Genomic DNA, 24,640 nt, shown 5'->3' with positions numbered 1-24,640 from the left:
CGAGAAACAAAAAAGCGATCTGTGAACAGATCGCTTTTTCATCAATATCGCCGCTATGAGTAACCGGATTATTCCACCAGTTCCCAGCTGTGCGTGACCTCTGCGGCCTTTGACAGCATGATGGATGCTGAGCAGTATTTTTCTGCCGAAAGCTCGACAGCGCGGCCGACCTTGGTTTCATTAAGGTTTTCACCCTTTACCTTGAAGTGCAGGTGGATTTTGGTGAAGACCTTCGGGTCAGTTTCTGCACGTTCGGCCTTAACGTCGGTTTCGACATCAAGAACGTTTTCACGACCCTTTTTAAGGATATGAACAACGTCAATCGACGAACAGCCACCGATACCAAGCAGAAGCATCTCCATCGGGCTTGGGCCAAATCCGTTATCCCTGTCGCCATCCATGACGACACCATGTCCGGTACCACTCATTCCGGTGAAGGTCAGGTTTTCAAGCCACTTTACACGCGCTTCCATCTTCGCATTCCCATATGTGAACAATTGTTGTCTTAACCTCTAGCCCGCCTTGCGCTTACCTGCAAGGTGAGATCATGGAAAGTCGGCCGGGCTGTTGTCGCAAATGCGACCGTGAGTGGTAAGTTGTTATAGGAGTTTTTACTTTCCGGATGGATACTGGTGTAATTATTCAGATCCCTATGGTGCAGGAGTATCAGTCATGACAGAGGATCCGACGCGCAGCAAAAGCCGTTTCATGATGGGCATGGAGCATGTCCTGCGTGAGATCAATCACGAAATCATCAGCCCGGCCATTCCGGATATGTCGGTCGAAAATGCTGTGCCGCTGATGATCACCGTTGCACGGCTTCGGGCGGATTATCTGAAATTCGCCTTTCATCTTTGCGATGATCGCGCAGAGGAGCACCCGACGGTGGACGAGCTGGCAAAGCTCAAGCATCTGAGAGAAAGCTTTCAGGAAATGCTGGCCGTCGCCAAGGAACTCGAACACTGCATTGATCGCGGTTACATCGATCTTCCTGCGAAAAAATAACGATATTCTGACCTGCACCCGTGTTTGATGTCCTGCTATTCAAAAAAATAATGACTTATTCTCCAGTATATGCAATGGGTTGCGCATATAAATACACAAGGCCGTCTTAAAAGGTCTGATCTGGGACATCACATAAAACACGAATAAAGGGAGAGCGCTGTTTTGCAGCGCGCCGGGTGTCTTGTCAGTCAGTGCGGATGTGGTGGCAACTGCGGCGTTGTCACGCGACAGTCTTATTTTTCTTGATCCGGACGGCCTTACCGTCGTCTATGTCAACGCGGCTGCGGAAAAGCAGCTTGGCGATGCAAAGTCTGTTTTGCGTAAAGGTACAGAGGTCAAACAGCTTCTGGCCTATCTTGCCAAAAACGGTGAATTTACCGATGGCGACGCGGTAGCAGCAGTTCGCAACGCCCTCGCATCCATTTCGTCGGGCAAACATGCCGAACTTCCGGCTTTCCGTCTGGGGAAAACGCCGTTTAACTGGCATTGCGATGTCGGACCGTCCGGGACATTTGCGCTGGTGTTACGCGATGCCGGGCGCGCCCAGGAACTTGCCAAGGCACTGTCAGAGCACAAGACGTTCATTCAGCACCTGATTGATGTTTTGCCAACCCCGGTTTACCTCAAAAACCGGGAAGGGGTTCTGACCCGTTGCAACGGCGCCTTTGCCGAACTGTTTGGTACGGATGTCGAAACGGCGATTGGCAAGAGAATGGCGGACTTCGCGCCCAAATCACTTGCCAAAACCGTCGGTGAACTCGAGGCACCGTTACGCGATGCCGAGGGGCAGGTACGTGACGAGATTACCTTTGCGATTGATGACAAGGAATGCACGGCCCTGTTTGCAGCCGCCACCCTTAGGGGCCCAAGTGGCGCGATCGCGGGCACCATCGGGTCATTGATTGACGTGAGCAGCCTCAAAAAGGCGCAGGCCGAGGTCGCCGAGGCATCCCAGCGTCTGACAGGGTTGCTTGAAAGTGCACCGATCGGGGTCGGGATTTCCAACCGGGAAAGCGGCGTTTTCAAATTCTTCAACAGCACATTTTCCAAAATGCTCGGAATTGAAGACGAAAGCCAAGCAACGGATTCCATACTTCTTTCCGAACGTTATCGAGAGAAATCGCTCGAGGATATGGATGCGCTGGGCGAACTTCAGGATGTCGAGATCCGGTTGCGCCGATCTGATATGCCCGAAGCACGCTGGCTTAAAACATCGATCGAACCGCTTTCGTTCCAGGGGGAGGAAAGCGTGCTTTGGTGGACCAGCGACATCACCAAGCAAAAGCACGCCGCGCGTGAATTGCAAAACAAGGCCAATAATGATGAGCTGACCAGGTTGGCCAACCGTGCGCGGTTCATGCAGAAGCTTGATCAATGCGAAACCGTGTTGCGCGGAACCGATACGCCAGCGGCGATCTTTATCCTTGATCTTGATGGCTTCAAGCAACTGAACGACACGCAAGGTCATGCCGCGGGGGACTGGGTACTTGTTGAAACCGGCAAGCGCCTGAAACGTGCAGCCAGACGCGCTGAAGAAGTCGCACGACTGGGCGGGGACGAGTTTACCTTGTTGTTCTTAAACAAGGGCGCTGAGAAGGAAATGGCGGAGGCCGCCGAAGCCATTCTTGCCGAAATGAGCCGTCCATTTGTCTGGGAAGGACATGATTGCGATATTTCCGCCTCGATCGGGCTGGCTGTGTTTGATGGCGGCAACTGCGATATGAGCGAGCAACTCCGCCGGGCTGACAAGGCGATGTATGAAGCCAAGGCGGCAGGCAAGGCGCAATACCGCCTCTATGCCCCGGATATGGAACCCGATCTGCATACTGACGACTGAGCTGACGGGAATTCTTTTCCACGAAGTATCGGCGCGCTTGGTTCAATCGGGTTTGATGCCCAGGGCTTTCAACAGCGGTTTGATATAGGGTGCATACGGTTTCCAGCGTTCAACACTGGTCTGATAAAGACCTTGCCGGACCTGTGCCGCACTCGCAGTGCGGACAGAGCGCTCCGTCTTGTGGAAATCCAGCATCGCGCCATCCCAAGGCAGGCCGAGAAAATCGATCAGCCTGCGGGCTTCGGGCTCGATATTGGTGACCAGATCTTCGTAATTGATCTCGATAAACTGATCCTTTGGCAGGACGGCGCGCCAATGCGTCATCAGGTCCTCATAGGCGCGGTAAAACTCGCCCAGTTCTGTCTGGTTGCAGGTATAGACCTGCAGATTGGCAAAGCGTTTTGAATAGCAAGACAGACAGGTGTCGACCGGATTGCGGCGACAATGAATGATCTTGGCCCCCGGCACGGAAAGCAGGATCAACCCAACCCAGGAAAAATTCCCCAGCATCTTGTCGATGATCAGCTTTGTCGCCGGGGTGGGCGGATACATCGCGTGGACTTCTTCGCGATAGGATTTCGCGAGTTCCGCGAGCAGCGCAGAATTGCCGATTTTGTCATGGTCTTCCGGCTGACTGGGGAAAAGCGTACCAAACAGGCGATCCTTGAATTTCGGGAATGTCCGCAACTCACCCGTTGCCAATGTTTCTGGATGACTGCCAAGAATTTGTTCGGTCAGCGTGCTGCCACAGCGTGGCATACCAACGATAAAGGCATGAGCTGGGCCGTTGTCGTCTTGTTGCGGCAGGTCTTTGAACAGCTCCGCCGGAAAATAATCGGCAATCGCGCGCACCCGCCCGCAGGCAATTTTTGAGTCGTAGGCCTTTTGCGTCGGCGTATTTTCGGCGAAGTCCTGACGGCGCAGCGCATTGGCGGCATCAAGATGGTGGATGGCCTGCTTTGGGTCTTTGCTGTCGATATAGGCCTTGCCAAGTGCAAAGCCGATCATCTCCCGATCAACCTTTTGCAGCACGATGTCAGTATCGTTGAGGATATCGTTCATCATCTTGATTTCGGGACTGTCGGGCTCGAACTTCATGACATCGGCCAGATCATGCCAAGCACGCCCTGATGTAGGGTTTTGGGCGATGACTTTCCGGAAGCATTCCTGCGCACCTTCCAGATCGCCCATGTGACGTTTTGCTTCGCCGAGTTGTAGCAGATTGCTTGTTCGGCGTTCTGGATCATCCGGGCCGATCTCTTCTGCGCGGGCAAGGTATTCCAGTGCTTCTTTTTCGCGCCCGACCTTAAGCAATGCTGCCCCAAGATTGTTCAATGCCTGCCAGTTATCGGGGCTAAAGCTGACGGCCTTTTCAAGGATGGTGATGCCTTGGGTGATGTGTTCGCTCTGAATAAGGTAAACGCCAAGGTCGCTGTAGGTCTGTCCGTGCGTAGGGAATTTCCGGATCGCGGCAAACAGGATTTGCTGGACCAGATCATAGCGGCTTGCACTGGCAAAAATGCCAGCAAGTTCACGGAAATAGTCAATTTTACTGTCAGGCAGATTGCAGGCGCTTTGCAGTAACTGTGCTGCTTCGTTCAGATTGCCCGTTGCGCGGTGGATCTGCGCCATCATCATCAAGGCGGGGCCGTAGCCTGGCGCGGTTGACATCGCCTGCTGTGCGCGTGCCAAGGCATCTGCGGCATTGCCTGATGCAAGGGCGCTTTGTGCCGCCTGGATCAGTTTGTCAGCCTTTTGACGGCTGCGCTTTTCCGCGAAACTCGATGGTGATGCTGCCTTGGTCATGAAGCTGATTAAATCCCGATGCGAAAGGTAAGGTCAAGCTTAGCGGCAAAGGGGTAAGCAAACTGTTAGGGCAGGGACGGTGAAACGAAAAACGCCCGGCCGATGGCCAGGCGTTTCGCGTAAGCATTGTCTTCCGGATGGAAGATTAGCCGCTGTAGTACATGTCGAATTCGACCGGGTGCGGAGCCTGTTCGAAACGAACGACTTCTTCCATCTTCAGGGCGATGTATGCGTCGATCAGGTCGTCGGTCATCACATCGCCTTTTTTCAGGAATTCGCGGTCTGCATCGAGGCTATCGAGAGCTTCGTGCAGCGAACGGCAAACGGTCGGAACTTCTTTGAGCTCTTCCGGCGGAAGGTCATAGAGGTTTTTGTCCATTGCTTCGCCCGGGTGGATCTTGTTCTCGATACCGTCAAGGCCAGCCATCAGCATTGCAGAGAATGCGAGATACGGGTTGGCAAGGGCATCCGGGAAGCGGATCTCAACGCGCTTGCCTTTCGGAGACGCGGTGTACGGGATACGGCAGGAAGCGGAACGGTTACGTGCAGAATATGCCAGCAGAACCGGTGCTTCGAAGCCCGGGACCAGACGCTTGTAGGAGTTGGTCGTCGGGTTGGTGAAGGCGTTCAGAGCTTTGGCGTGCTTGATGATACCGCCGATGTAGTACAGAGCGGTTTCAGAAAGGTCAGCATAGCCATTGCCAGCAAACAGCGGCTTGCCTTCGTGCCAGATCGACTGGTGGGTGTGCATGCCCGAGCCGTTGTCACCGAAGATCGGTTTCGGCATGAAGGTTGCGGTTTTGCCATACTGGTGAGCAACCATGTGGATGCAGTATTTGTAAACCTGAACCGCGTCAGCATGTTCGATCAGGGTGCCGAATGCGATACCCAGTTCGTGCTGCGACGGTGCAACTTCGTGGTGGTGCTTTTCGCAACGCACGCCCATTTCGTTGATGTAGTTGACCATTTCGGCACGGATGTCGTTTGCCGAGTCAACCGGCGGTACCGGGAAGTAACCACCCTTCGGACCCGGACGGTGGCCGCGGTTGCCGCCTTCGAATTCGGTGCCGGTGTTGTACGGACCTTCTTCGGAGTCAAGCGCATAGGCCATGCTCTCCTGCGAGGTGCTCCAACGAACGTCGTCGAACATGAAGAATTCCGGCTCTGCGCCGAAATATGCGGTGTCGCCGATACCAGCGGATTTCATGTATGCCAGTGCGCGTTTCGCGGTCGAACGCGGGCAACGCTCGTAACCCTGGCCGGTGGCCGGTTCGATAACGTCACAAACAAGGATCAGGGTCGGCTGCGCGGTGAACGGATCAACAACGGCGGTCGACGGATCCGGCATCAGGATCATGTCGGATTCGTTGATTTCTTTCCAACCGGAAATCGAGGAACCGTCGAACATGATGCCGTCAACAAAGACGTCTTCGTCGATGGTGCAGATATCCTGTGCGGTGTGCTGCCATTTACCTTTGGTGTCGGTAAAGCGCAGATCGACAAACTGGATGCCTTTTTCTTTGATCAGATTAAGTACAGAAGCAGCGTCAGACATGATGCAACCCTTTAAAACTCATAAACAGTTACCGTATGGTGTTCAACGAAAGGCGTGACCGATCAGATCGCGTCGTTACCCCGTTCACCAGTACGAATACGGATCGCGTCCTCAAGTGAGGAAACGAAAATTTTACCGTCGCCGATACGCCCGGTATGAGCGGCTTGCTGGATTGCCTCAATCGCACGCTCTACCAGCGTGTCCTCGACGACGATTTCCAGCTTTACCTTCGGCAGAAAGTCCACAACGTACTCGGCGCCGCGATACAGCTCCGTATGACCTTTCTGACGTCCGAAACCTTTGGCTTCGGTGACGGTAATCCCTTTGAGACCAATCTCTTGAAGGGCCTCTTTTACCTCGTCAAGCTTGAACGGCTTGATGATGGCTTCAATTTTTTTCATTAGCGCCCTCTGCTTTTTGGCGAGAGTTGCGTTGAACTCTGTAAAGCGTAATGCTTCGCCCGCTGACTATTGCACGGACCATGCCAGTTTTCACCGGCAACGGCATTCTAAGGATTCTCTGTGCGAAAACCCAGCAAAACCCATGAAATTTTTAAGATTTTCTGGTTTGCTGGTGACTGTGTTTTAGGCAAGATGTTCAAAAAATATGCAAACACCCTGTTTGAAGGGCAGGCAGGCCGCATCAAACCTCTCCGGGCTTGCCATTCCGGGGCCATCATGCGACAGGATTTGCTATGCAAGGGTGTGGTCGGGCACAAAAATTATACCTGATGATCGGGACTCGACTGACCATGATACGCCGGGGGCCACCATCCGGTGAACGACCATAATATAAAGGACGCCTCATGACCGAATTCGTCGGCAATCCGCTTTTCGCTTCGGGCGGGATCACGATCTTCGAAGTGATGAACGAACTGGCCCAGAAACATAAGGCCATTAATCTGGGGCAAGGCGCGCCAGATGAAGACGGCCCGGCCGATATTCGCGAAGCCGCCGCCAAAGCAACGATGGAGCTGTCCAACCAGTATCCGCCGCTGGCAGGTGTGCCCGAACTGCTTCAGGCCGTTGCCGATCACAATAAACGGTTTTATGGCATCGAGGTTGATCCGAAAAAAGAAGTGCTGGTGTCGGTTGGTGCGACCGAGGGGTTGGCCGACGTGATCCTTGGCCTGGTCGCGCCCGGCGATGAAGTCATCCTGATCGAACCACTTTATGACAGCTACCTTCCGATGGTGAAGCTGGCGGGCGGCATTCCCAAACTGGTGCGCGTCACCCCGCCGCACTGGGAATTGCCACGCGAAGAACTGGCGGCGGCCTTTTCGGAAAAAACCAAGCTGATCCTGCTGAATTCGCCGCAGAACCCGTGCTCGAAGGTTTATGGCGATGACGAGCTGCAATTCATTGCCGATCTGTGCATCAAGCATGATGTGATTGCACTCTGTGACGAGGTTTATGAGCATCTGGTCTTTGACGGGCGCAAGCACAAACCGTTGATGACGTTCCCGGGTATGCATGAGCGCACCGTGCGGATCGGATCGGCTGGCAAGACCTTCTCGCTGACCGGCTGGAAGATTGGCTATATCACGGCTTGTGCAAAGCTGATGGAGCCGATCAAGAAGGCGCATCAGTTCCTTGTCTTTACCGTCGCACCCGATCTGCAACATGGTGTCGCCTATGGGCTTAACAAGGATGATGCCTATTTCGAAAACTTCACCGCCGAAATGCAGGCCAAGCGCGACTATCTGATGAAGGGACTTAAGGAGGTCGGATTTGACGTCCTTGATTCGCAAGGCACTTATTTCATCACCTGCGATTTCCGTCCTCTTGGCTATGATTGCGATGATGTCGAGTTCTGCCAGATCATGATCAAGGAAGCCGGCGTGGTCGCCATCCCGGTATCGGCCTTCTATCAGGGCGAAGACGGTGGCGTGCGCAACTTTGTGCGGTTCTGCTTCTGCAAGGACGAAGCCAAAATGGCCGAGGCGATTGCGCGGATGAAAAAGGCGTTTGCCAAGTAAGCCGTGGGCGCAAAACAAGGCATTTGAAAGAGCATCGGGCCGACATGGAAATGTCGGCCCGTTATGGTTGCGCGAGGGCGATAGTGTCAGGCCGTTTGTTCAAGTGTGCCCTGTCCCTGAAGCGGCAAGCCCGCCTCGCGCCAGTCATTCTTGCCTTCGTGATAATCGCGCACATTGCTGTAGCCAAGCTTGATCAGGGCCATCTGGGCAATGCCGGAATTCTTGCACGGGCCGCTGGCGCAATAGACAACAATCGGTGCATCCAGATCGGGCAGGATCTGTTTGATGCCCTCATCAATCGCATCATGGGGAATGTTGATCGCACCGGGAAGGTGGGCATCAACATAATACCGCGCCGGAAGCGCTTCGATCAGGGTCGGGGCATTGGCGGTGCCAAGGGCAGCCTTTAGCTCGTCACGGGTAATGGTTCTGGTCATTTTCCAATCTCCATCTGGAATATCGTTGGTTGATGGGATCAGTATTAATGTGCGTCTGTGCGAAGTAAATTTGCGATAATTCAAATAGTATGTGCAATAATGCGAATAATCAGATGGCGCGTTCGGAGGATGTCACATGCTGGAATGGGATGATTTGAAACTGGTGCTGGCGGTGGGGCGGGCGCGCAGCATCACGCAGGCTGCCAGACAAACCGGCATTCACCATTCCACGCTGTTTCGCCGCATGGCTGATATTGAAAGTCGCATCGGTGCCAAGCTGTTTGAGCGGCAGCAGGGTGATTATCAACCAACCCCGTCGGGATTGGCGGCCATCGAAACCGCCGAAAAGCTTGAAGCCGAAATGGCCATACTTGCCCGAACCTTGGCCGGACAGGATATCCGCCCGTCAGGCACGCTACGCCTGACCACAACCGATACGTTGCTTCATGCCGTGCTGGCAGATGATCTGGCGGCGTTTGCGCAGGCCTATCCGGAAATCACCGTGCAGGTCGTGACCGATAACCGGTTTTATGATCTCAACCGCCATGATGCCGATATCGCCATCCGGCCCAGCAATGCGCCGAATGAAAATCTGGTCGGACGGCAAATCGCCCCGATCCGGTCGGTGGTTTGTGCGGCAAAGGGCATGGGTGATCCCAAGAAGGGTGATGGGCCATGGATCACCTGTGATGAAAGCCTTGCCCATATCAAGGCCGCCCAGTGGCGCGACAAACATTTTCACGATCAGCATGTCGTGATGCGCAGCAATTCACTTTTGAATGTGGCGCGGTTGGTGAATGCCGGGGCGGGTTATGCGGTTCTGCCGATGTTCCTTGCCGGGGCATTTGACAACATCGCGATCCTTGGTGACGCGATTGACGGGCTTGATAATGATCTTTGGATGCTGATGCACCGCGATCTTAAAGCTGTTCCGCGCGTTCGGGCCTTCAACGACTTTATGTTCCCGCGGCTCAAGGCCAAATCCGCCCTGTTTGCCGGCGCTTGAGTACGAAAAAAAGCCGGGTTCCCCCGGCTTTTCATTTGAGTATCGGCAATACGTTGATCAGGATTTGACCATTTCCCAGCTACCGGTTTTGGCAGAGCGGGCAAACGCATCCAAAATCTGCATATTGGCAATCGCGTCTTCAATCGGATAATCGACCGGGCTGTCACCCTTGAAGATCGCGGTGGCTGCCTCACCCTGCAGGGTGTAGTGGTTGCAGACCGGGAATTTGATTTCGCGCGCGTCGTCAAAGCCCGGCTGTTTCTGACCGGCAACGCGAATGACGGCTTCGTTTTCCGGCACGGGATTGAACGGCATGAGGATTTCAATCCGGCCCTCGGTGCCCAGAATATGTACACGCTGTACGGCGGCAGACTGGGTGCCACACACAAAGCTTGCCTGCAGGCCGGATCCAAAATCAAGCATGCCAGATACCAAACGGTCGGTTCCGAATTTCGGGTCCTTGTCCATTAGCGACACCACGCGGACGGGCTCCTTGCCGGTGATAAAGCGCGGCCCGACAATGCAATAGCACCCGATATCAAGCAATCCGCCGCCGCCAATGTCCTTTTTATTGCGGACATTATTGGGATCGGCATTGAAATAGGTAAAGATGCTTTGCACCGTGGTAAGTGTGCCGATCTGACCGCTTTCAACGATTTTGCGGGCTTCAAGCCATTGCGGATGATGGCGGACCATAAAGGCCTCAAGCACCTGCTTGCCGCTTTTGTCGCGGGCGCTGATCAGGCGTTTGGCATCTTCGGTATCAAGGCCAATCGGCTTTTCACACAGCACATGCTTTCCGGCCTCAAGCGCCTTGATCGTCCATTCGACATGTAAATGGTTGGGCAGGGGATTGTAGATCGCCTCGATTGACGGATCAGCCAGCAGTTCTTCATACGAACCATAGGCGCGCGGAATGCGCATGTTTTCAGCGACCTCACGGGTCTTTTCAAGATCACGACCGGCAATCGCCAGGATTTCAAGCTGATCACTTTCCTGCATGGCCGGGATGACCTTTTCCGTGCCGATCTTGGCGGTGCTAAGGATGCCCCACTTCATTCCGATACTCCGTCTGTTTTTCTATTATTTGGCCGTTTCCATGCCAAGACAGGCAAGCAACGCTTTATATATGGTGTCTTGGTAACCTGCATTTGAGGCAATAGCCTGTTATTGAACCAGATTAATTAAGCCATGTGATCATGGATGCAAGATGTTCAGACGGGTGGGGTGCTCAATTTACGGATAGGAAAGGACAAAGAATCCCGATCAGGATTGCTCAAGCCCGCAAAAATCGGTGCTTTGAACAACTTGGCGGAAATCGGGCTAAAAAATTGAAAATATGCGCTTGACGTTGGGGGCCTCGGGCCATATAAACCGCGCCACACGATGGCGGGTGTAGCTCAGGTGGTTAGAGCACCAGTTTGTGGCACTGGGGGCCGTGGGTTCAAGTCCCATCACTCGCCCCATTTGTGAAAAGGTCAGGCAGAAATGCCTGGCCTTTTGTCTTTTACGTGCCTTTTTGCCGCAGCCCCGGTTGCCTTTGGCGGGTGATCGACTAGACTGCCCGAAAATATCAATGTTCGGGGCGATATGGGGCGGCATGGCGAAGCTCAAAGTTGATCAGGCAATGAAGCGCGCAAAGGCGCATATGCGCAAAGGCGAAATGGCCGAGGCGCGCGACCTTTATGAAGCCATCCTTGCCGATTTTCCGAAAAACGAACGGGTCAAAACGGCCCTTGCCGAACTCAGCGGTCCGGTCAAGGTTGCGGCGCCTGCAAAGGTTGCTGCGTCCGGTGCGGCCGAGCCACCGGCCGAGGTGTTTGCCAAACTTTCGCAGGCTTATCAGGCCGGTCGTTTGCAAGATGTGCATGCCATGACAGGCCAACTTCTGGGCCAGTATGGCAATTCCGGAAAACTCTGGAACTTCCGCGCCGCGGTCAGCAGCAATCTGAACCTGCTTTCCGATGCCGAGCAGGCCTTGCGAAACGTTGTCCGCCTGCAACCCGATATGGTGGCGGCCAAAAGCAACCTTGGGGTCATTCTGGAACGTCTGGGTAAACTCGATGAGGCCGAGGAATGCTATCGCGCGGTGATCGCGCGCACCCCCGAATTTGCCGAGGCGCATAACAATCTTGGCAATATCCTTAAAAGTGCCGGCAAGCTTGCAGAGGCGCAAGCCTGTTACCTGAACGCGATTGCGCGCAAGGCCGATTATGTTGACGCGCACTATAACCTTGCCAATACGCTGCGCGAACGTGACCTGCTTGAAGACGCCAAGCAGCGATATTTCAAGACGCTCAAACTGCAGCCAAAATTGGCCGAGGCCTGGTACGGGCTTGGTCAAACCATGGCCGCCCTTAAATCCCTGCCAGAGGCGGTCAAGGCCTATCAACGTGCACTGGCGGTCAAGCCGGGCTACGTCCCGGCCATGGTCGAACAACTGCGCGAACAAAGCCATCTGTGTGACTGGCGGGCGTGTGATCTGTTTGCGCAACATGCTGCTCAGCTTGGCATCACGGGCGATGCGGCCCTGCCATTCCCGCTTCTGCCGTTTGAAGATAATCCGGCCCATCAGCTTGCCCGGTCGCGCAACTTTGCCAAAAGCCTGTTGCCGCCAGCAGCCCCGGTTTCAACGATCAAGCCAACTTCGCCAGAGGGCCGCAAAATCCGGCTTGGCTATTTCTCGGCCGATTTTCATGATCACGCGACCATGTTCCTGATGGCAGGCATTTTGCGCCATCATGACAGATCAAAGTTCGAAATCTTCGTGTTCAGCTATGGCAAAAAGAAGGATGGTGCACAGCGTGACCAGGTGCTTGATAACGTTGATCAGTTCTTTGATGTGCGCGATATGTCCGATGGCGATCTGATCACGCTTGCGCGGGCGCAAAACCTTGATATCGCCATTGATCTTAAGGGCTATACCCGCGATAGCCGGCTGGAGCCGTTTGCCGCCCGTCTGGCACCGCTGCAGATCAGTTATCTTGGCTATCCCGGCACGCTTGGATGCGATTTCATTGATTATATCGTGGCCGACCCGGTCGTCATTCCGCCCGAACAGCGCGCAGGCTATCACGAGAAGATCATTTACCTGCCGGGTTGCTATCAGCCCAATGACAATACCCGCGAAATCTCGACCAAGCCGATGACGCGGGCCGATCTTGGCCTGCCCGAGGATGGCTTTGTCTTTTGTTGTCTCAACAACAACTACAAAATCATGCCAACCGAATTTGCCATCTGGATGCGGGTGATGAAGAAGGTTGAGGGCAGTGTGCTGTGGCTTTGGTGCAATCACGATATCGCCAAGGATAACCTGCGCGCGGCGGCTGAAAAGCACGGTATTTCGGGCGATCGTTTGATCTTTGCCGGTTACATGCCGCAATCCGAACATCTCGCCCGCCTGCGCCATGCCGACTTGTTTATCGATACCTTCCATGTCAACGCCCATACCACAGCCAGCGACGCGTTGTGGGCCGGGTTACCGGTGGTGACACTGGCCGGAAAACAGTTTGCGGCCCGCGTTGCTGCCAGCCTGCTGTCGGCTGTCGGCCTGCCGGAACTGATCACAGACACGCCAGAGGCCTATGAGGAACTCATCCTCAAGCTCGCACAAAATCCGGACATGTTGGCAGAATTGCGCACCAAACTTGCCGCCAACCGCCAGACCAAACCACTGTTTGATACCGAAGGCTACACGCGCGGGTTTGAGAAGGGGCTGGAGTGTGCTTTTGCGCAAAGACAGGCAGGCGAAGCATTTTCGGATATTGCAGTGAATGCCTAGGTCCTGACCCTGGCTTCTGGCCCTGACTCCTGGCCGGGGCTTGTCCGATTGTGATCTGATGTCACATTCCTGACGAATTAATTCCAGATAAGGAATGTGTCTTCTGGCTTGCTTGGCTGGAAGGTTGAGTGCGCATGTGATCCCGACCGCCAAGGACTATGGATATGCCAAGCGACAGACCCCACCCGATGCTGACCCGCCGCGCCTTCTCAGTGACCCTTCTGGGTGCTATGGCCGCTCCCTTTGTGGCGAGGGCCTTCGCGCAAACGCGGTCTGACATTCGGTCGCGAATTGCGAACATGTCCCAGTTTCATGCGATCATGGTCCAACGCGGGGACGAGATCATCGTCGCCGAAGCCCCGCGCGGGCCGGGTCTGGATCGGGTTGCGAACATCAAATCCTGCTCGAAAAGCATCATTGGTCTTCTGACGGGCAACGCGATCGCGGAAGGCGCTATCCCCTCGGTCGACGCAACCATCGGCGAAATCGCGCCGTCTATCATTCCAACCGATGCCACCCCCGGTGTGGAAGATCTGACCATCGAAGATCTGGTGACGCTCCGGGCCGGGCTTGAGGGCACATCAGGGCGTAATTACGGCGCTTGGGTCAATTCCGATAACTGGGTGTCCTTTGCGCTGCGCCGCCCGATGGTCGCAACACCCGGCAGGCGTATGATCTATTCCACCGGCACCACGCATATCCTTGGTGCGGTGCTTTCGGTTGCGACGGGGAAAAGCCTGCTTGAACAGGCGCGCGCTGTCCTTGGGCAGCCGCTTGGCATTGAAATCCCGGCTTGGACACAGGATCCGCAAGGCTATTATTTCGGCGGGAACCAGATGGCGATGACACCGCGCGGGATGTTGCGCATCGCGACCCTCATGCGCGATCAAGGCCGGTTCGATGGCGATCAGGTCATCCCGGCCGACTGGATCGACCAGTCAACCCAAGCCCACACGCGATCACCTTATTCGGGCCTTGCGTATGGTTATGGCTGGTTCCTGAGCCGCAGCGGCTTCATTATCGCCCGCGGCTATGGCGGCCAGATCATTGCGGCACATCCTGAAAAGAATCTGGCGGTGGCCATCACCTCCGATCCAACCTCGCCTGCACGATCCGGCGGATATTTCGGGGATTTGATGGATCTGCTTGAAGGGCCTGTGCTTTCACTGGCCTGACGAAAGCGGTAAATAGCATGCCGCAGGGGCGGCGTGCAGGATGGGCAGAAAATTAAATCTGTCTCCTTTTTTGCGGGCCATATAAACCGCGCCACACGATGGCGGGTGTAGCTCAGTCGGTTGGAGCGCCAGTTTGTGGCACTGGAGGTCGTGGGTTTAATCCCCATCACTCGCCCCACTTGTGAAAAAGTCAGGCAGAAATGCCTGGCCTTTTCGCATTCAAGAATGATTTTTATTCTGAGTCTTGCGTGTCATGATTAAAGACAAAATTTGATTTGGGGAAATTGGTAATAAAATTCTTCAGAATTTCTCTGTTGTGGTTTATTGATTCTTTTATTTCTAGGTTTTTATAAACTATTTCGGGATGTTTCGAAAATAAAGACATATGATTTTGTGTTATGTTCCAAATAATATCTATTTGATTGTACATGAGAGATAATTCTTTTTTAGTTGTTACGGGTTTCGTGGGGATTTTTCCCGGCATAAATTGAGTTTTTATAATTTCAAAGTTTAATTTGTTCTCTGTTCTGGATTTGTCATCCTTGGAATTTACAGCCTTCCAAAATTTCTCGCATAAGTAATTTATATCAAAATTAAATTTCTCCATTTCTTGAAGAAAGTTGATTCGTTGGAGTTCCTCTTCTCTCCTTATACTGCTCAATCTTTCTTCTTTTTGGTGATGAACTTGGATTTTTGCGGCAGATAAGGCAAAAAAACCAGCCCCAATTGCCATCGAACCTGCAAGAAGAGTTTCCCATTCTAGGTTTTCATGTTTGGTCTTGGTAAGGCATCCCGCGAAGAATGAAATTAGCATTAGTATTGCTAGCGGAATGCTGTCAGTCCAATGTTTAAGCTTGGGCATGAGTATCAACTTCGCATTTTTCGATGAGGTTGAAGGGGGGAACAATTATTGACATTGTTTCTTTCAGTGTCAAAAGTTGACAGCTTTTACGTTCCCAATTCCCAGCCAATCTGCTAGGTAACGCTCCATATTTCCCAAACGGGTTCATTGCTTGCCAGGAGATCGCCGCATGTCGACCAATCGCATTACCCTTCGCCGTCCGGATGACTGGCATTTACATTTGCGGGATGGCGAGATGCTTAAAGGTGTGATTGGCGAGACGTCCGAGCATTTTGCCCGTGCGATCATCATGCCCAATCTGGTGCCGCCGGTGGTCAAGACCGCCGATGCCGTGGCCTATCGCGACCGGATTACCGCCGCCATCCCGTCGGGCCATGATTTTACGCCGCTGATGACGCTTTATCTGACCGAGGGCAGCAATCCCGATGATATTGAGGAAGGCTACAAGGCTGGTGTGATCACGGCGCTGAAGCTTTATCCGGCCGGGGCGACGACCAACTCGGACAGCGGTGTGCGCAATTTCGATAATGCCATGCCAGCACTGGAGCGTATGGCAGAGCTTGGCATTCCGCTGTGTGTGCACGGCGAAGTGACCGATCCGGACATTGATATCTTTGACCGTGAAGCAGTGTTTATCGACCGGGTTCTCGATCCGCTGCGCAAGCGTCTGCCGGAGCTGCGCGTGGTGATGGAGCACATCACGACTGAAGACGGTGTCGAATATGTCAAAGCCAATGACAAGAATTTGGGTGCGACGATTACGACCCATCATCTGATCATTAACCGCAATGCCATTCTGGTCGGCGGCATTCATCCGCATATGTATTGCCTGCCAGTCGCCAAGCGTGAAAAGCATCGTTTGGCGCTTCGGGCAGCGGCCACATCGGGTGATGTGCGTTTCTTCCTGGGCACGGATTCAGCGCCGCATACCGATGAACGCAAGGAAAGCCCGTGCGGTTGTGCTGGTATCTTTACCGCCAACAACACCGTGCAGCTTTTAGCCCATGTGTTTGAGGAAGAAGGGGCGCTGGACAAGCTTGAAGGCTTTGCGTCGATCCATGGGCCGCAATATTACGGCCTGCCAATCAATGGTGATCAGATCACGCTGGAAAAACGCGCTGAACCGGCCAAGTTCGCCGAAAAAATTGAAACCGGCGAAGGTCCGGTGACGGTATTTAATCCGGGCTTTGATGTGTTCTGGCATTACGCGTAAGGAGGTTATTGATGCTACCCGAACGTCTGGAAGAGCTTTATCGCGGGTATATCGATTGCCTGAATGCACAGGACTGGGATCGTCTTGGCGAATATGTTGGCGGCGATGTGCATTATAACGGCAAGCATGTGGGTTTGGCCGGGTATCGTGCGATGCTGGAGCGCGATTTTCGCGAAATTCCCGATCTTCGGTTCAACATTGAACTACTTGTCGCCAATGAAACCCACGTTGCAAGCGTGCTGGCCTTTGATTGCTCGCCCCAGGGTGAGTTTCTCGGGCTTGCGGTGAATGGCAAGAAGATCGCCTTTACAGAGAACGTGTTCTACGAATTTCGTGATGGTAAGATCGTGAATGTGCGCTCGCTTCTCGACAAACTTGCGGTCGAAGCGCAGATTTCCAAACGATAAGGGGCGTCAGCCGCTCAGATCCACTTTGCCCGGCGCGGCATTGAGGCCAAGGGTCATGCGATAGCTTTCTGCCGCAGCACTGGCCTGTGAGGCGATCATTGCCGAGATGTTCTTTGATGCGCCCTTGGCGACATTGAAATCAGCCGCCGAACTTCCGGGAACCGATGCCGCACGTGAAATGGCGGCCTGATTGGCGATGGCTGCCACACCATCAAGGCCCTGAATGGGGCGGATGCTTACTTTGCCGCCGGTGGCGTAAAGCCGCCCGTCGGGACCTGCGGTATAGCTATAGCTGATCATGCCGGCATTGGCCCCGGCAAGGGTTTGGTGACTTTCTTCCTCTGTCCGGACAATCGCATCACGGGCACTTAGTTCGCGCACAATCTCACGTTCCGACGCGGTCAGGAGGGCCGGGTTTGTGGTGGGTTGGCGCGCATTTTCCGGGGTGGCTTCGCGTTCCTGCTGCTGGCGCTGTGTCGGGCTTTGGGTATTCGTATCGTCCGGTGCAGCACCATGAATGTCGCGCGGATCAAGCTGTTGAATGATCGTAACCACGGAGGCCGCACTGTTGACCGGTGCGGTTTGCGCAGGCGCCGGTGAAGGTGGCGGTGCCGATTGGCGGTCGCCTGTGCTGGAGGATTGCGACGGGTTTGCTTGCTCGGTCCGTGCCGAGGCTCCGTTTGCCGCGGCTTGCGTGGCGGCGATGGTGCTCGACAGCGGGACTAGCGCAACGGCGGCTGGCAATGTTTGCGGCGCAGACGCAGCTGTTCCGCCCGACCCGTTGGTCGGCGGTTGGCTCCCGGAGCCGAGCAGAGCACGTGTGGCAATAATCTGACCAAGTTGCCCGCCACTGCCGGGGATAACCTGTATTGCACCTGCCTGTATCATGACGCCCAGTATAACCCAACTTGGGGTTAAATGTATATAAGCCGATCAAGGGGATGACCGGGCGATATGATAGTGATCACGCCGGTTTGATGCGCCGGTTTTGCCCGCAGCGGGTAAGGTGGGATCAAATCTGTTGAAATCTGGTTTGGTGATCATGCGTGCGTTAAGTGTTGCCCTGTCCTTTTTGCTGATTGCTGTTGCGGTTGTTGTGTCTGTGCGCCCCGTGCAAGCTGCGCCGGATGCCGATTTATGGCCGGATTGGCAGGCGCATGATCCAAGCAGTACGGTTGAGATTGACCATGGTGATTGGCAGACGATGCTGGATCGATACGTGATCCAACATGAACCCGGTGTGACCAGCTTTGATTATGCAGCGGCCAGTCGTGATGGCGGGGCAGGGATGATCACGGGCTATGTCGATGCCATGACCAAGGTCAATGTCGATGCGCTTAACCGCGATCAACAATTTGCCTATTGGGTGAACCTGTATAATGCGCTGACCGCTAAGGTGGTTCTCGATCATTATCCGGTCGACAGCATACGCGATATCGATATCTCGCCGGGGCTGTTTTCATCGTTGCTGTCTTCTGGCCCATGGGGCAAGAAGCTGATCACGGTTGAGGGCAGGGTGCTGAGCCTTGATGATATCGAACATCGCATCCTGCGTCCGATCTGGCACGATGCGCGTATTCATTATGTGGTCAATTGTGCGTCGATTGGTTGCCCGGCATTGGCGCCAGATGCCTTTGATGCGGATAAGCTTGAAGCGCAGCTTGATCAGGCGGCGCGTGATTTCATCAACCATCCGCGTGCTGTGCGCATCAACGCCGATGGCGGCCTTGTGCTTTCAAGCCTGTATGACTGGTATCGGGATGATTTCGGGAAAAGCGATGCGGAATTCATCGCGCATCTGAGAAAATTCGCCGGACCGGAGCTGACGAAAGCCTTGGGCGATATCACGGAACTTGATATCGCCGACTATGAATATGACTGGGCGCTGAACACCCGATAGCACCAACCAAGGTGAGCAGGTGCATTAAGCCGCAGTGTTGTGCAGCCCTGATTTGACGGGGTTGGTGGTTGCCCATGCGTCGGCATGGGCGCCATCCACCGGATTTTCCGGCCGATTCTGATTTACCTGCTCGATCGTGTGACGAACATCACTGGCAGAGACGCCGTCATAGCGCATTAATGTCTGAACGATCGGGTCGGCAAGCATGTCTTCGACCGTCAATTCCTGATCAACATAACTCATCATCTCATATCCCGATTTTTTCGTTATGCGTAATGTAATGCAATTGCAAGTCATTCGCAACAGCTATTCTATGTCGATGGTGACTTTTTTTCATTTTTATCTCTGAAACGCTTTGATCTGCCTTAAGGCAGGGCCTCAATGCGAGAATTTCGCAAACTGCATTCAGCGGCCTGCGGCGTGCTGTTATTGGGGCAAAATCTGTGAAAAGGTATTTCCTTGATTAAAAAGCGTATGGGTCTTAACGCTTGATCTGGTCTGTTCGTGATCGCGATAAGGCCCAATAAGTATGGCAAAAATGGGCTGATAAAATGAAACGTCCGGGAATTCGTGAATATGGCTTGTTGTTGCTGCTGGCCTTGATGTGGGGAAGTTCATTCACCTTCATCAAAATCGGCGTGCATGCCTATTCGCCGCTGGTGGTGGCCTGTGGCCGTTTGTCCTTTGCCGCCCTTGTCCTGTGGTGTTTCGCGGCTATTCGTAAATCCGAACTGCCCAAGGGGCGGGGTGCCTGGATTTCGACCTTTATGGTCGCCCTGATTGGTAATGCCATTCCGTTCTTTTTGATCAGTTATGGTGAAACACAGGTCGATGCCGGATTGGCCGCGATCCTGATGTCGACTGTGCCGCTGACCACAGTGGTTCTGGCGCATTTCTTCACCCATGATGAAAAGCTTTCAACCGGCAAGGTTGTCGGGGTGATTTTGGGAACGATTGGCGTGATCGTTCTGTTCGGGCCGGAAACACTTTCCGGGCTGGGGGGCGAGTTCCTGTTCCAGTTGGCCATTCTGGTTGCAGCAATCGGTTATGCGATCTCGTCGCTTGTCGCGCGCAATCTGCGTGATCAGCCACGCATCGGATCGACGGCCGTGATCCTGACATTTGCCGCCTTGATGCTGATGCCCTTTACCTTGGTTATCGATCAGCCCTGGACAATGGACTGGGACCCTGAAGGCGCACTTTCCATCATGTATCTCGGCATGTTTCCGACCGGCATTGCCATGTTCCTGATTTTGCAATTGATTGCGGTGGCCGGGGCCAGCTTCCTTGTGTTTAACAATTATCTGGTGCCAGCCGTTGGCGTGGTCATCAGCTTTATCGTGCTGGGCGAAGTGCCCCAGCCCAATGCATTGATTGCCCTGGCGGTCATTCTGGGCGGTATTGCCGCATCACAGATGCGTTTTGGTCGTAAACCGAAGGATGTCGATGGGCCGGTTTTGAAGTCTGATCCGATGACACCGGTGATGGAAGTTCCCAAAGGCGACAAATCGGGCGGAAAGTGACGGTTTTAAATGCTGGAAAAACCGCGAATTTTCGCGAAATTTCGAACTTTATTGCCCAACCTTGCGCGATAGAATTTGTCAATATTGTTTGTGCGGGACAAACCTGATACTTTCCGCCTTTCTGGTCCGGCATGTGCCTTCAAATAGGTGTATGTCACGCCGATTGAATCATTTCTGATCAAGCGTTTAAGAGGTCACGGCCTTTGTCCACCAAAGAGACCAATCCCGAGAACCGCGATATCTTCCCGGTTTCCATCGAACAAGAAATGCGCCGCAGCTACCTCGATTACGCGATGAGCGTGATCGTCAGCCGCGCACTGCCTGACGTCCGAGACGGTTTGAAGCCGGTACATCGTCGTATTCTGTACGCCATGCACGAGAACGGGTTTGAATATAACAAGCCGTTCCGCAAATCGGCCCGTGTGGTCGGGGATGTGATGGGTAAATATCACCCGCACGGCGACAGCGCGATTTACGATGCCATGGTCCGTATGGCGCAGAATTTCTCCATGCGCCTGCAACTGATTGACGGGCAGGGCAACTTCGGGTCCATGGATGGCGACAAGGCCGCCGCCATGCGTTACACCGAGGCCCGCATGGCCAAGGCCGCGCACTTCCTTCTCGATGATATCGACAAGGATACGATTGATTTCCGCGATAACTATGACGAAACCACCAAGGAACCGTCAGTTATCCCGGCCCGTTTCCCCAACATGCTGGTCAATGGTGCCGGTGGTATTGCGGTTGGTATGGCAACCAACATTCCGCCGCATAACCTTGGCGAAGTCATTGATGGCTGCATGGCCTATGTCGATGATCCCAATATTTCCGTCGAAGGTCTGATGGAATTTGTCCATGGTCCGGATTTCCCGACCGGTGGTCTTATTCTTGGCCGTTCAGGCATCCATTCGGCATTCAAGACCGGTCGTGGTTCTGTCGTCATGCGGGCACGTACCCATGTCGAGGAAATCCGTGCCAACCGCGAAGCCATCATCGTGACCGAAGTTCCCTATCAGGTGAACAAGGCCACCCTGATGGAAAAGATCGCCGAACTGGTCCGCGACAAGAAGCTTGAAGGCATTTCCGATCTGCGTGACGAGTCTGACCGTTCGGGCGTGCGCATGGTGATCGAGCTTAAGCGTGATGCCAATGCCGATGTTGTCTTAAACCAGCTGTTCCGCTTTACAGCGCTTCAGACCTCGTTCGGTGTCAACATGCTGGCGCTGAACCGTGGCAAGCCGGAACTGATGAACCTGAAGGAAATCATTCAGGCCTTCGTCGAATTCCGCGAAGAAGTCATTACCCGTCGTACCATCCACCTTCTGAAAAAGGCGCGTGACCGTGCCCATGTCGTGGTTGGTCTGGGTATTGCGGTATCGAATATCGACGAAGTCATCAAACTGATCCGTAATGCAGCCGATCCGACTGTCGCACGTGAACAGCTGATGGAACGTGATTGGGCGGCGGGCGATATTGTTCCGCTGATCGAACTGATTGCCGATCCGAACCAGGTTGGTTCAACTGATGGCATGTATCGCCTGTCCGAAGCACAGGCGCGTGCAATCCTTGAACTGCGTCTGCATCGCCTGACCGGTCTCGAACGCGACAAGATCGCGGGCGAATTGACCGAGTTGGGTGAGAAGATCAAGGACTTCCTTGATATCCTTGCCTCGCGTGAGCGCAAGTTGACGATCCTCAAGGATGAACTGACCGAAATGCGCAATGAATTCGCCGACCCGCGTCGCAGCGAAATTCAGGAAGCAGAATTCGAACATGACATCGAAGACCTGATTGCCCGTGAAGACATGGTGGTGACCGTGTCGCACAGCGGTTACATCCAGCGTGTTCCGCTGTCGACCTATCGCGCACAGCGTCGCGGTGGCAAAGGCCGTTCGGGCATGGCAACCCGCGAGGAAGATTTCGTTTCCAAGCTGTTTGTTGCCAATACCCACACCCCGGTTCTGTTCTTCAGCTCCGAGGGGATGGTCTACAAGATGAAGGTCTGGCGCCTGCCGATGGGTACGCCGCAATCGCGCGGCAAGGCGCTTGTGAACCTGTTGCCGCTGTCAGAAGGCGAATATATCACCACGGTCCTGCCGCTTCCCGATGAGGAAGAATGGCCGAACCTGCATGTGATGTTTGCCACCTCGACCGGTAACGTGCGCCGTAACAGCCTTGCCGATTTCGTGAACGTGAAATCAAACGGCAAGATCGCCATGAAGCTTGAAGAAGAACGTGGTGACAAGCTGATCGCGGTTCAGACCTGTACCGATGATGACGACATCCTTCTGACAACCCGTCAGGGCAAGTGCATTCGTTTCCGTGTCGGTGACGTGCGCGTCTTTACCGGCCGTAATTCGGTTGGTGTGCGTGGCATCCGTCTGGCCGATCAGGACGAAGTCATCGCGATGTCGGTGCTGTTTGGCAACCATGTTTCGATGGAAGAGCGCGGTGAATACCTCTCGATCACCGGCAAGTTGCGTCGCGAGGAAATCACGGCCGATAGCCTTCCGCTCGAACTGCTGTCCGAAGAACGCTATCAGGAAATTCTCAGTGGCGATCAGATGATCCTGTCGGTCACTGAAAACGGTTATGGCAAACGGACGTCTGCCTATGAATATCGTGTGACCGGCCGTGGTGGTCAGGGCTTTGCCAATATCGAGATGTCGGAACGTAACGGTAATGTCGCTGCGTCCTTCGTGATCGAGGAAGGTGACGAACTGATGATGGTCACCAATGGTGGCAAGGTCATCCGTATGCCGACCCATGACATCCGTATTGCCGGGCGTAAGACCCAGGGTGTGACGCTGTTCCGTACTGCCGAAGACGAACAGGTCGTCGCAGTCGAACGTCTGTCAAACCTTGGTGATGAAGATGATGAGATCATCGATGGCGAGGAAGGTGTGATCGAGGGTGCCGAAGGTGCCGTTGAAACCGCCGACCAGGCCCCGGAAGCATCTGATGAAGATGCGGCTGAGGCACCGGCATCTGATGAAGCGGACCGCGACGAATAACGGGAAGTTCGATGACTGAAACGTCTTCTACCGTATCGCGTATCGGGATTTATCCGGGCACCTTTGATCCGGTAACCCAGGGGCATATGGATATCATTCGTCGTGCGACCCGGATCGTCGATCAACTGATTGTCGGCGTTGCGATCAACGCCGGCAAAGGTCCGATGTTCGGGGTCGATGAACGCTGTGCACTGGTTGAAGGTGCACTCAAGGCTGCGGGCGGTGAAGTTGCCGCCCGTACCTCAGTTAAGCCATTTTCATCGCTTCTGATGCAGTTTGCCCAGGAAAACGGATCCAGCACGATTATCCGTGGACTTCGGGCGGTATCGGACTTTGAGTATGAATTCCAGATGGCCGGGATGAACGCCCGGCTATCCCCGGAAGTTGAAACCGTCTTTTTGATGGCATCGGACAAACAACAGTTTGTCTCTTCGCGTTTCGTGAAGGAAATCGCCCGTCTGGGCGGGAATGTCACTGAATTTGTGCCGGCAAACGTGCTGAAACGGCTGCACGAAAAGCTGGCAGAAGAAAAGGAATAACGCAGGCCATGCGTCTTTTTCGTCTATTTTCAATTATCGCTCTCGTACTAGGATTTATCACCATGTCCAATGGAAACGACGCAGTCGCTCAGGATCTGGAAAACACGCTTTATCTTGACCTGAAAGATGGCCGCGTTGTGATCCAGCTTCGCCCGGATCTGGCACCGAAACATGTTGCCCGGATCAAGGAACTTACCCGTGAAGGCTTTTACGATGGGCTGAAATTCCATCGTGTGATCGAAGGTTTCATGGCGCAGACCGGTGATCCCAAAGGCAATGGAACCGGCGGTTCCGGTCAGAAACTTGATGCCGAGTTTTCGAATGAACGTCACGTTCGCGGCACCGTTTCCATGGCCCGTTCGGCCAATCCGAACAGTGCGGATTCCCAGTTCTTCATCGTCTTTGCCGATGCACCGCACCTTGATGGTCAGTACACCATCTGGGGCGAAGTGACTGAGGGCATGGAATATGTCGACATGATCAAAAAGGGTGCGCCCTGGGCCAATGGCAGCGTTGCCGACCCGGATCAGATCGTCAAAATGCAGGTTGCTGCCGACGCGCAATAATCGCGATATTCGAACTATTGCAACCGAAAGCCGTCC

The 24,640-nt window shown here is 54.1% G+C and carries 23 protein-coding genes and 2 tRNA genes; 16 read left to right on the top strand and 9 right to left on the bottom strand.

Going from position 1 to position 24,640, the window contains the following annotated elements; all coding sequences use genetic code 11:
- Positions 1 to 68: 68 nt before the first annotated feature.
- Complete coding sequence (locus tag DY252_RS14405) at positions 69 to 473, bottom strand: OsmC family protein (protein ID WP_063088127.1); 405 nt, start codon at positions 471 to 473, stop codon at positions 69 to 71.
- A 199-nt stretch (positions 474 to 672) separates the two neighbouring features.
- On the opposite strand from DY252_RS14405, the gene DY252_RS14400 reads away from it, so the two are divergent.
- Together DY252_RS14400 and DY252_RS14395 are read left to right on the top strand one after the other, a co-directional pair.
- Entirely contained in the window at positions 673 to 1,005 is a 333-nt protein-coding gene (locus DY252_RS14400) for a hypothetical protein (RefSeq protein WP_008890686.1), read from the top strand.
- Positions 1,006 to 1,186: 181 nt separating this feature from the next.
- A complete protein-coding gene (locus tag DY252_RS14395) occupies positions 1,187 to 2,842 on the top strand; it encodes a sensor domain-containing diguanylate cyclase (protein WP_231959777.1) in 1,656 nt (551 codons plus the stop codon).
- A 42-nt stretch (positions 2,843 to 2,884) separates the two neighbouring features.
- On the opposite strand, the gene DY252_RS14390 is transcribed toward DY252_RS14395, so the two are convergent.
- The 3 genes from DY252_RS14390 to DY252_RS14380 form a co-directional block, all read right to left on the bottom strand.
- Entirely contained in the window at positions 2,885 to 4,648 is a 1,764-nt protein-coding gene (locus DY252_RS14390) for a tetratricopeptide repeat-containing sulfotransferase family protein (protein ID WP_064789818.1), read from the bottom strand.
- A gap of 145 nt (positions 4,649 to 4,793) precedes the next feature.
- Positions 4,794 to 6,203 carry a type I glutamate--ammonia ligase gene (glnA, locus tag DY252_RS14385; protein WP_008890688.1) on the bottom strand — a complete coding sequence of 470 codons (1,410 nt, stop codon included), beginning with the start codon at positions 6,201 to 6,203 and terminating at the stop codon, positions 4,794 to 4,796.
- Between the two features lie 62 nt (positions 6,204 to 6,265).
- Positions 6,266 to 6,604 carry a P-II family nitrogen regulator gene (locus DY252_RS14380; RefSeq protein WP_007091888.1) on the bottom strand — a complete coding sequence of 113 codons (339 nt, stop codon included), beginning with the start codon at positions 6,602 to 6,604 and terminating at the stop codon, positions 6,266 to 6,268.
- 404 nt (positions 6,605 to 7,008) lie between these two features.
- Between DY252_RS14380 and DY252_RS14375 the strand changes: the two genes are divergently transcribed.
- Positions 7,009 to 8,181: an aminotransferase gene (locus DY252_RS14375; protein ID WP_063088117.1), complete on the top strand. Its 1,173-nt coding sequence runs from the start codon at positions 7,009 to 7,011 to the stop codon at positions 8,179 to 8,181.
- 86 nt (positions 8,182 to 8,267) lie between these two features.
- Here DY252_RS14375 and DY252_RS14370 read toward each other — a convergent pair whose 3' ends face one another.
- Positions 8,268 to 8,618: a rhodanese-like domain-containing protein gene (locus DY252_RS14370; RefSeq protein WP_064789820.1), complete on the bottom strand. Its 351-nt coding sequence runs from the start codon at positions 8,616 to 8,618 to the stop codon at positions 8,268 to 8,270.
- A gap of 136 nt (positions 8,619 to 8,754) precedes the next feature.
- On the opposite strand from DY252_RS14370, the gene DY252_RS14365 reads away from it, so the two are divergent.
- A complete protein-coding gene (locus DY252_RS14365) occupies positions 8,755 to 9,624 on the top strand; it encodes a LysR family transcriptional regulator (protein WP_064789821.1) in 870 nt (289 codons plus the stop codon).
- 57 nt (positions 9,625 to 9,681) lie between these two features.
- Here DY252_RS14365 and DY252_RS14360 read toward each other — a convergent pair whose 3' ends face one another.
- The gene (locus DY252_RS14360) at positions 9,682 to 10,683 is read right to left on the bottom strand and encodes a Gfo/Idh/MocA family protein (RefSeq protein ID WP_064789822.1); all 1,002 of its coding nucleotides are present in this window, start codon (positions 10,681 to 10,683) and stop codon (positions 9,682 to 9,684) included.
- 330 nt (positions 10,684 to 11,013) lie between these two features.
- Between DY252_RS14360 and DY252_RS14355 the strand changes: the two genes are divergently transcribed.
- The 4 genes from DY252_RS14355 (at position 11,014) to DY252_RS14340 (ending at position 14,758) form a co-directional block, all read left to right on the top strand.
- Positions 11,014 to 11,090 (top strand) — tRNA-His (locus DY252_RS14355).
- Between the two features lie 134 nt (positions 11,091 to 11,224).
- A complete protein-coding gene (locus DY252_RS14350) occupies positions 11,225 to 13,405 on the top strand; it encodes an O-linked N-acetylglucosamine transferase, SPINDLY family protein (protein ID WP_165374910.1) in 2,181 nt (726 codons plus the stop codon).
- Between the two features lie 299 nt (positions 13,406 to 13,704).
- Positions 13,705 to 14,580, top strand: coding sequence for a serine hydrolase domain-containing protein (locus tag DY252_RS14345; RefSeq protein ID WP_197482591.1), 876 nt, complete (start codon positions 13,705 to 13,707; stop codon positions 14,578 to 14,580).
- Between the two features lie 101 nt (positions 14,581 to 14,681).
- A tRNA-His gene (locus DY252_RS14340) sits at positions 14,682 to 14,758 on the top strand.
- 54 nt (positions 14,759 to 14,812) lie between these two features.
- Here the strand turns inward: DY252_RS14340 and DY252_RS14335 are convergent.
- Positions 14,813 to 15,442, bottom strand: a complete 630-nt coding sequence (locus tag DY252_RS14335) for a hypothetical protein (RefSeq protein WP_064789825.1) — start codon at positions 15,440 to 15,442, stop codon at positions 14,813 to 14,815.
- Between the two features lie 169 nt (positions 15,443 to 15,611).
- Here DY252_RS14335 and pyrC point away from each other — a divergent pair, with 169 nt between their 5' ends.
- Positions 15,612 to 16,655 carry a dihydroorotase gene (gene pyrC / locus DY252_RS14330; RefSeq protein WP_008890697.1) on the top strand — a complete coding sequence of 348 codons (1,044 nt, stop codon included), beginning with the start codon at positions 15,612 to 15,614 and terminating at the stop codon, positions 16,653 to 16,655.
- A gap of 11 nt (positions 16,656 to 16,666) precedes the next feature.
- Positions 16,667 to 17,062 (top strand): ester cyclase, encoded by a 396-nt coding sequence (locus DY252_RS14325; RefSeq protein ID WP_064789826.1) that lies wholly within the window; start codon positions 16,667 to 16,669, stop codon positions 17,060 to 17,062.
- Positions 17,063 to 17,068: 6 nt separating this feature from the next.
- Here DY252_RS14325 and DY252_RS22515 read toward each other — a convergent pair whose 3' ends face one another.
- On the bottom strand, positions 17,069 to 17,617 hold the full coding sequence (locus DY252_RS22515; protein WP_231959778.1) for a putative metalloprotease CJM1_0395 family protein: 549 nt from the start codon (positions 17,615 to 17,617) through the stop codon (positions 17,069 to 17,071).
- Between DY252_RS22515 and DY252_RS22510 the strand changes: the two genes are divergently transcribed.
- Together DY252_RS22510 and DY252_RS14315 are read left to right on the top strand one after the other, a co-directional pair.
- Positions 17,604 to 17,897, top strand: a complete 294-nt coding sequence (locus DY252_RS22510) for a hypothetical protein (protein WP_231959779.1) — start codon at positions 17,604 to 17,606, stop codon at positions 17,895 to 17,897. The genes DY252_RS22515 and DY252_RS22510 overlap by 14 nt on opposite strands.
- 186 nt (positions 17,898 to 18,083) lie before the next feature.
- Complete coding sequence (locus DY252_RS14315) at positions 18,084 to 18,962, top strand: DUF547 domain-containing protein (RefSeq protein ID WP_231959780.1); 879 nt, start codon at positions 18,084 to 18,086, stop codon at positions 18,960 to 18,962.
- Between the two features lie 24 nt (positions 18,963 to 18,986).
- Here DY252_RS14315 and DY252_RS14310 read toward each other — a convergent pair whose 3' ends face one another.
- Positions 18,987 to 19,208 (bottom strand): hypothetical protein, encoded by a 222-nt coding sequence (locus DY252_RS14310; RefSeq protein WP_129542740.1) that lies wholly within the window; start codon positions 19,206 to 19,208, stop codon positions 18,987 to 18,989.
- A 305-nt stretch (positions 19,209 to 19,513) separates the two neighbouring features.
- On the opposite strand from DY252_RS14310, the gene DY252_RS14305 reads away from it, so the two are divergent.
- From DY252_RS14305 to DY252_RS14290, 4 genes are all read left to right on the top strand, one after another.
- Positions 19,514 to 20,485, top strand: a complete 972-nt coding sequence (locus DY252_RS14305) for a DMT family transporter (protein ID WP_064789829.1) — start codon at positions 19,514 to 19,516, stop codon at positions 20,483 to 20,485.
- 203 nt (positions 20,486 to 20,688) lie between these two features.
- A complete protein-coding gene (gyrA, locus tag DY252_RS14300; protein WP_064789830.1) occupies positions 20,689 to 23,499 on the top strand; it encodes a DNA gyrase subunit A in 2,811 nt (936 codons plus the stop codon).
- A gap of 11 nt (positions 23,500 to 23,510) precedes the next feature.
- Complete coding sequence (gene coaD, locus DY252_RS14295) at positions 23,511 to 24,038, top strand: pantetheine-phosphate adenylyltransferase (protein ID WP_008890703.1); 528 nt, start codon at positions 23,511 to 23,513, stop codon at positions 24,036 to 24,038.
- A 62-nt stretch (positions 24,039 to 24,100) separates the two neighbouring features.
- Positions 24,101 to 24,604 (top strand): peptidylprolyl isomerase, encoded by a 504-nt coding sequence (locus DY252_RS14290; protein WP_063088087.1) that lies wholly within the window; start codon positions 24,101 to 24,103, stop codon positions 24,602 to 24,604.
- The last annotated feature ends 36 nt before the right edge of the window (positions 24,605 to 24,640 follow it).

The sequence above is a fragment of the Thalassospira indica genome, assembly GCF_003403095.1.
GTDB lineage: Bacteria > Pseudomonadota > Alphaproteobacteria > Rhodospirillales > Thalassospiraceae > Thalassospira > Thalassospira indica.
This window is presented reverse-complemented; position numbering and strand designations above follow the sequence as displayed.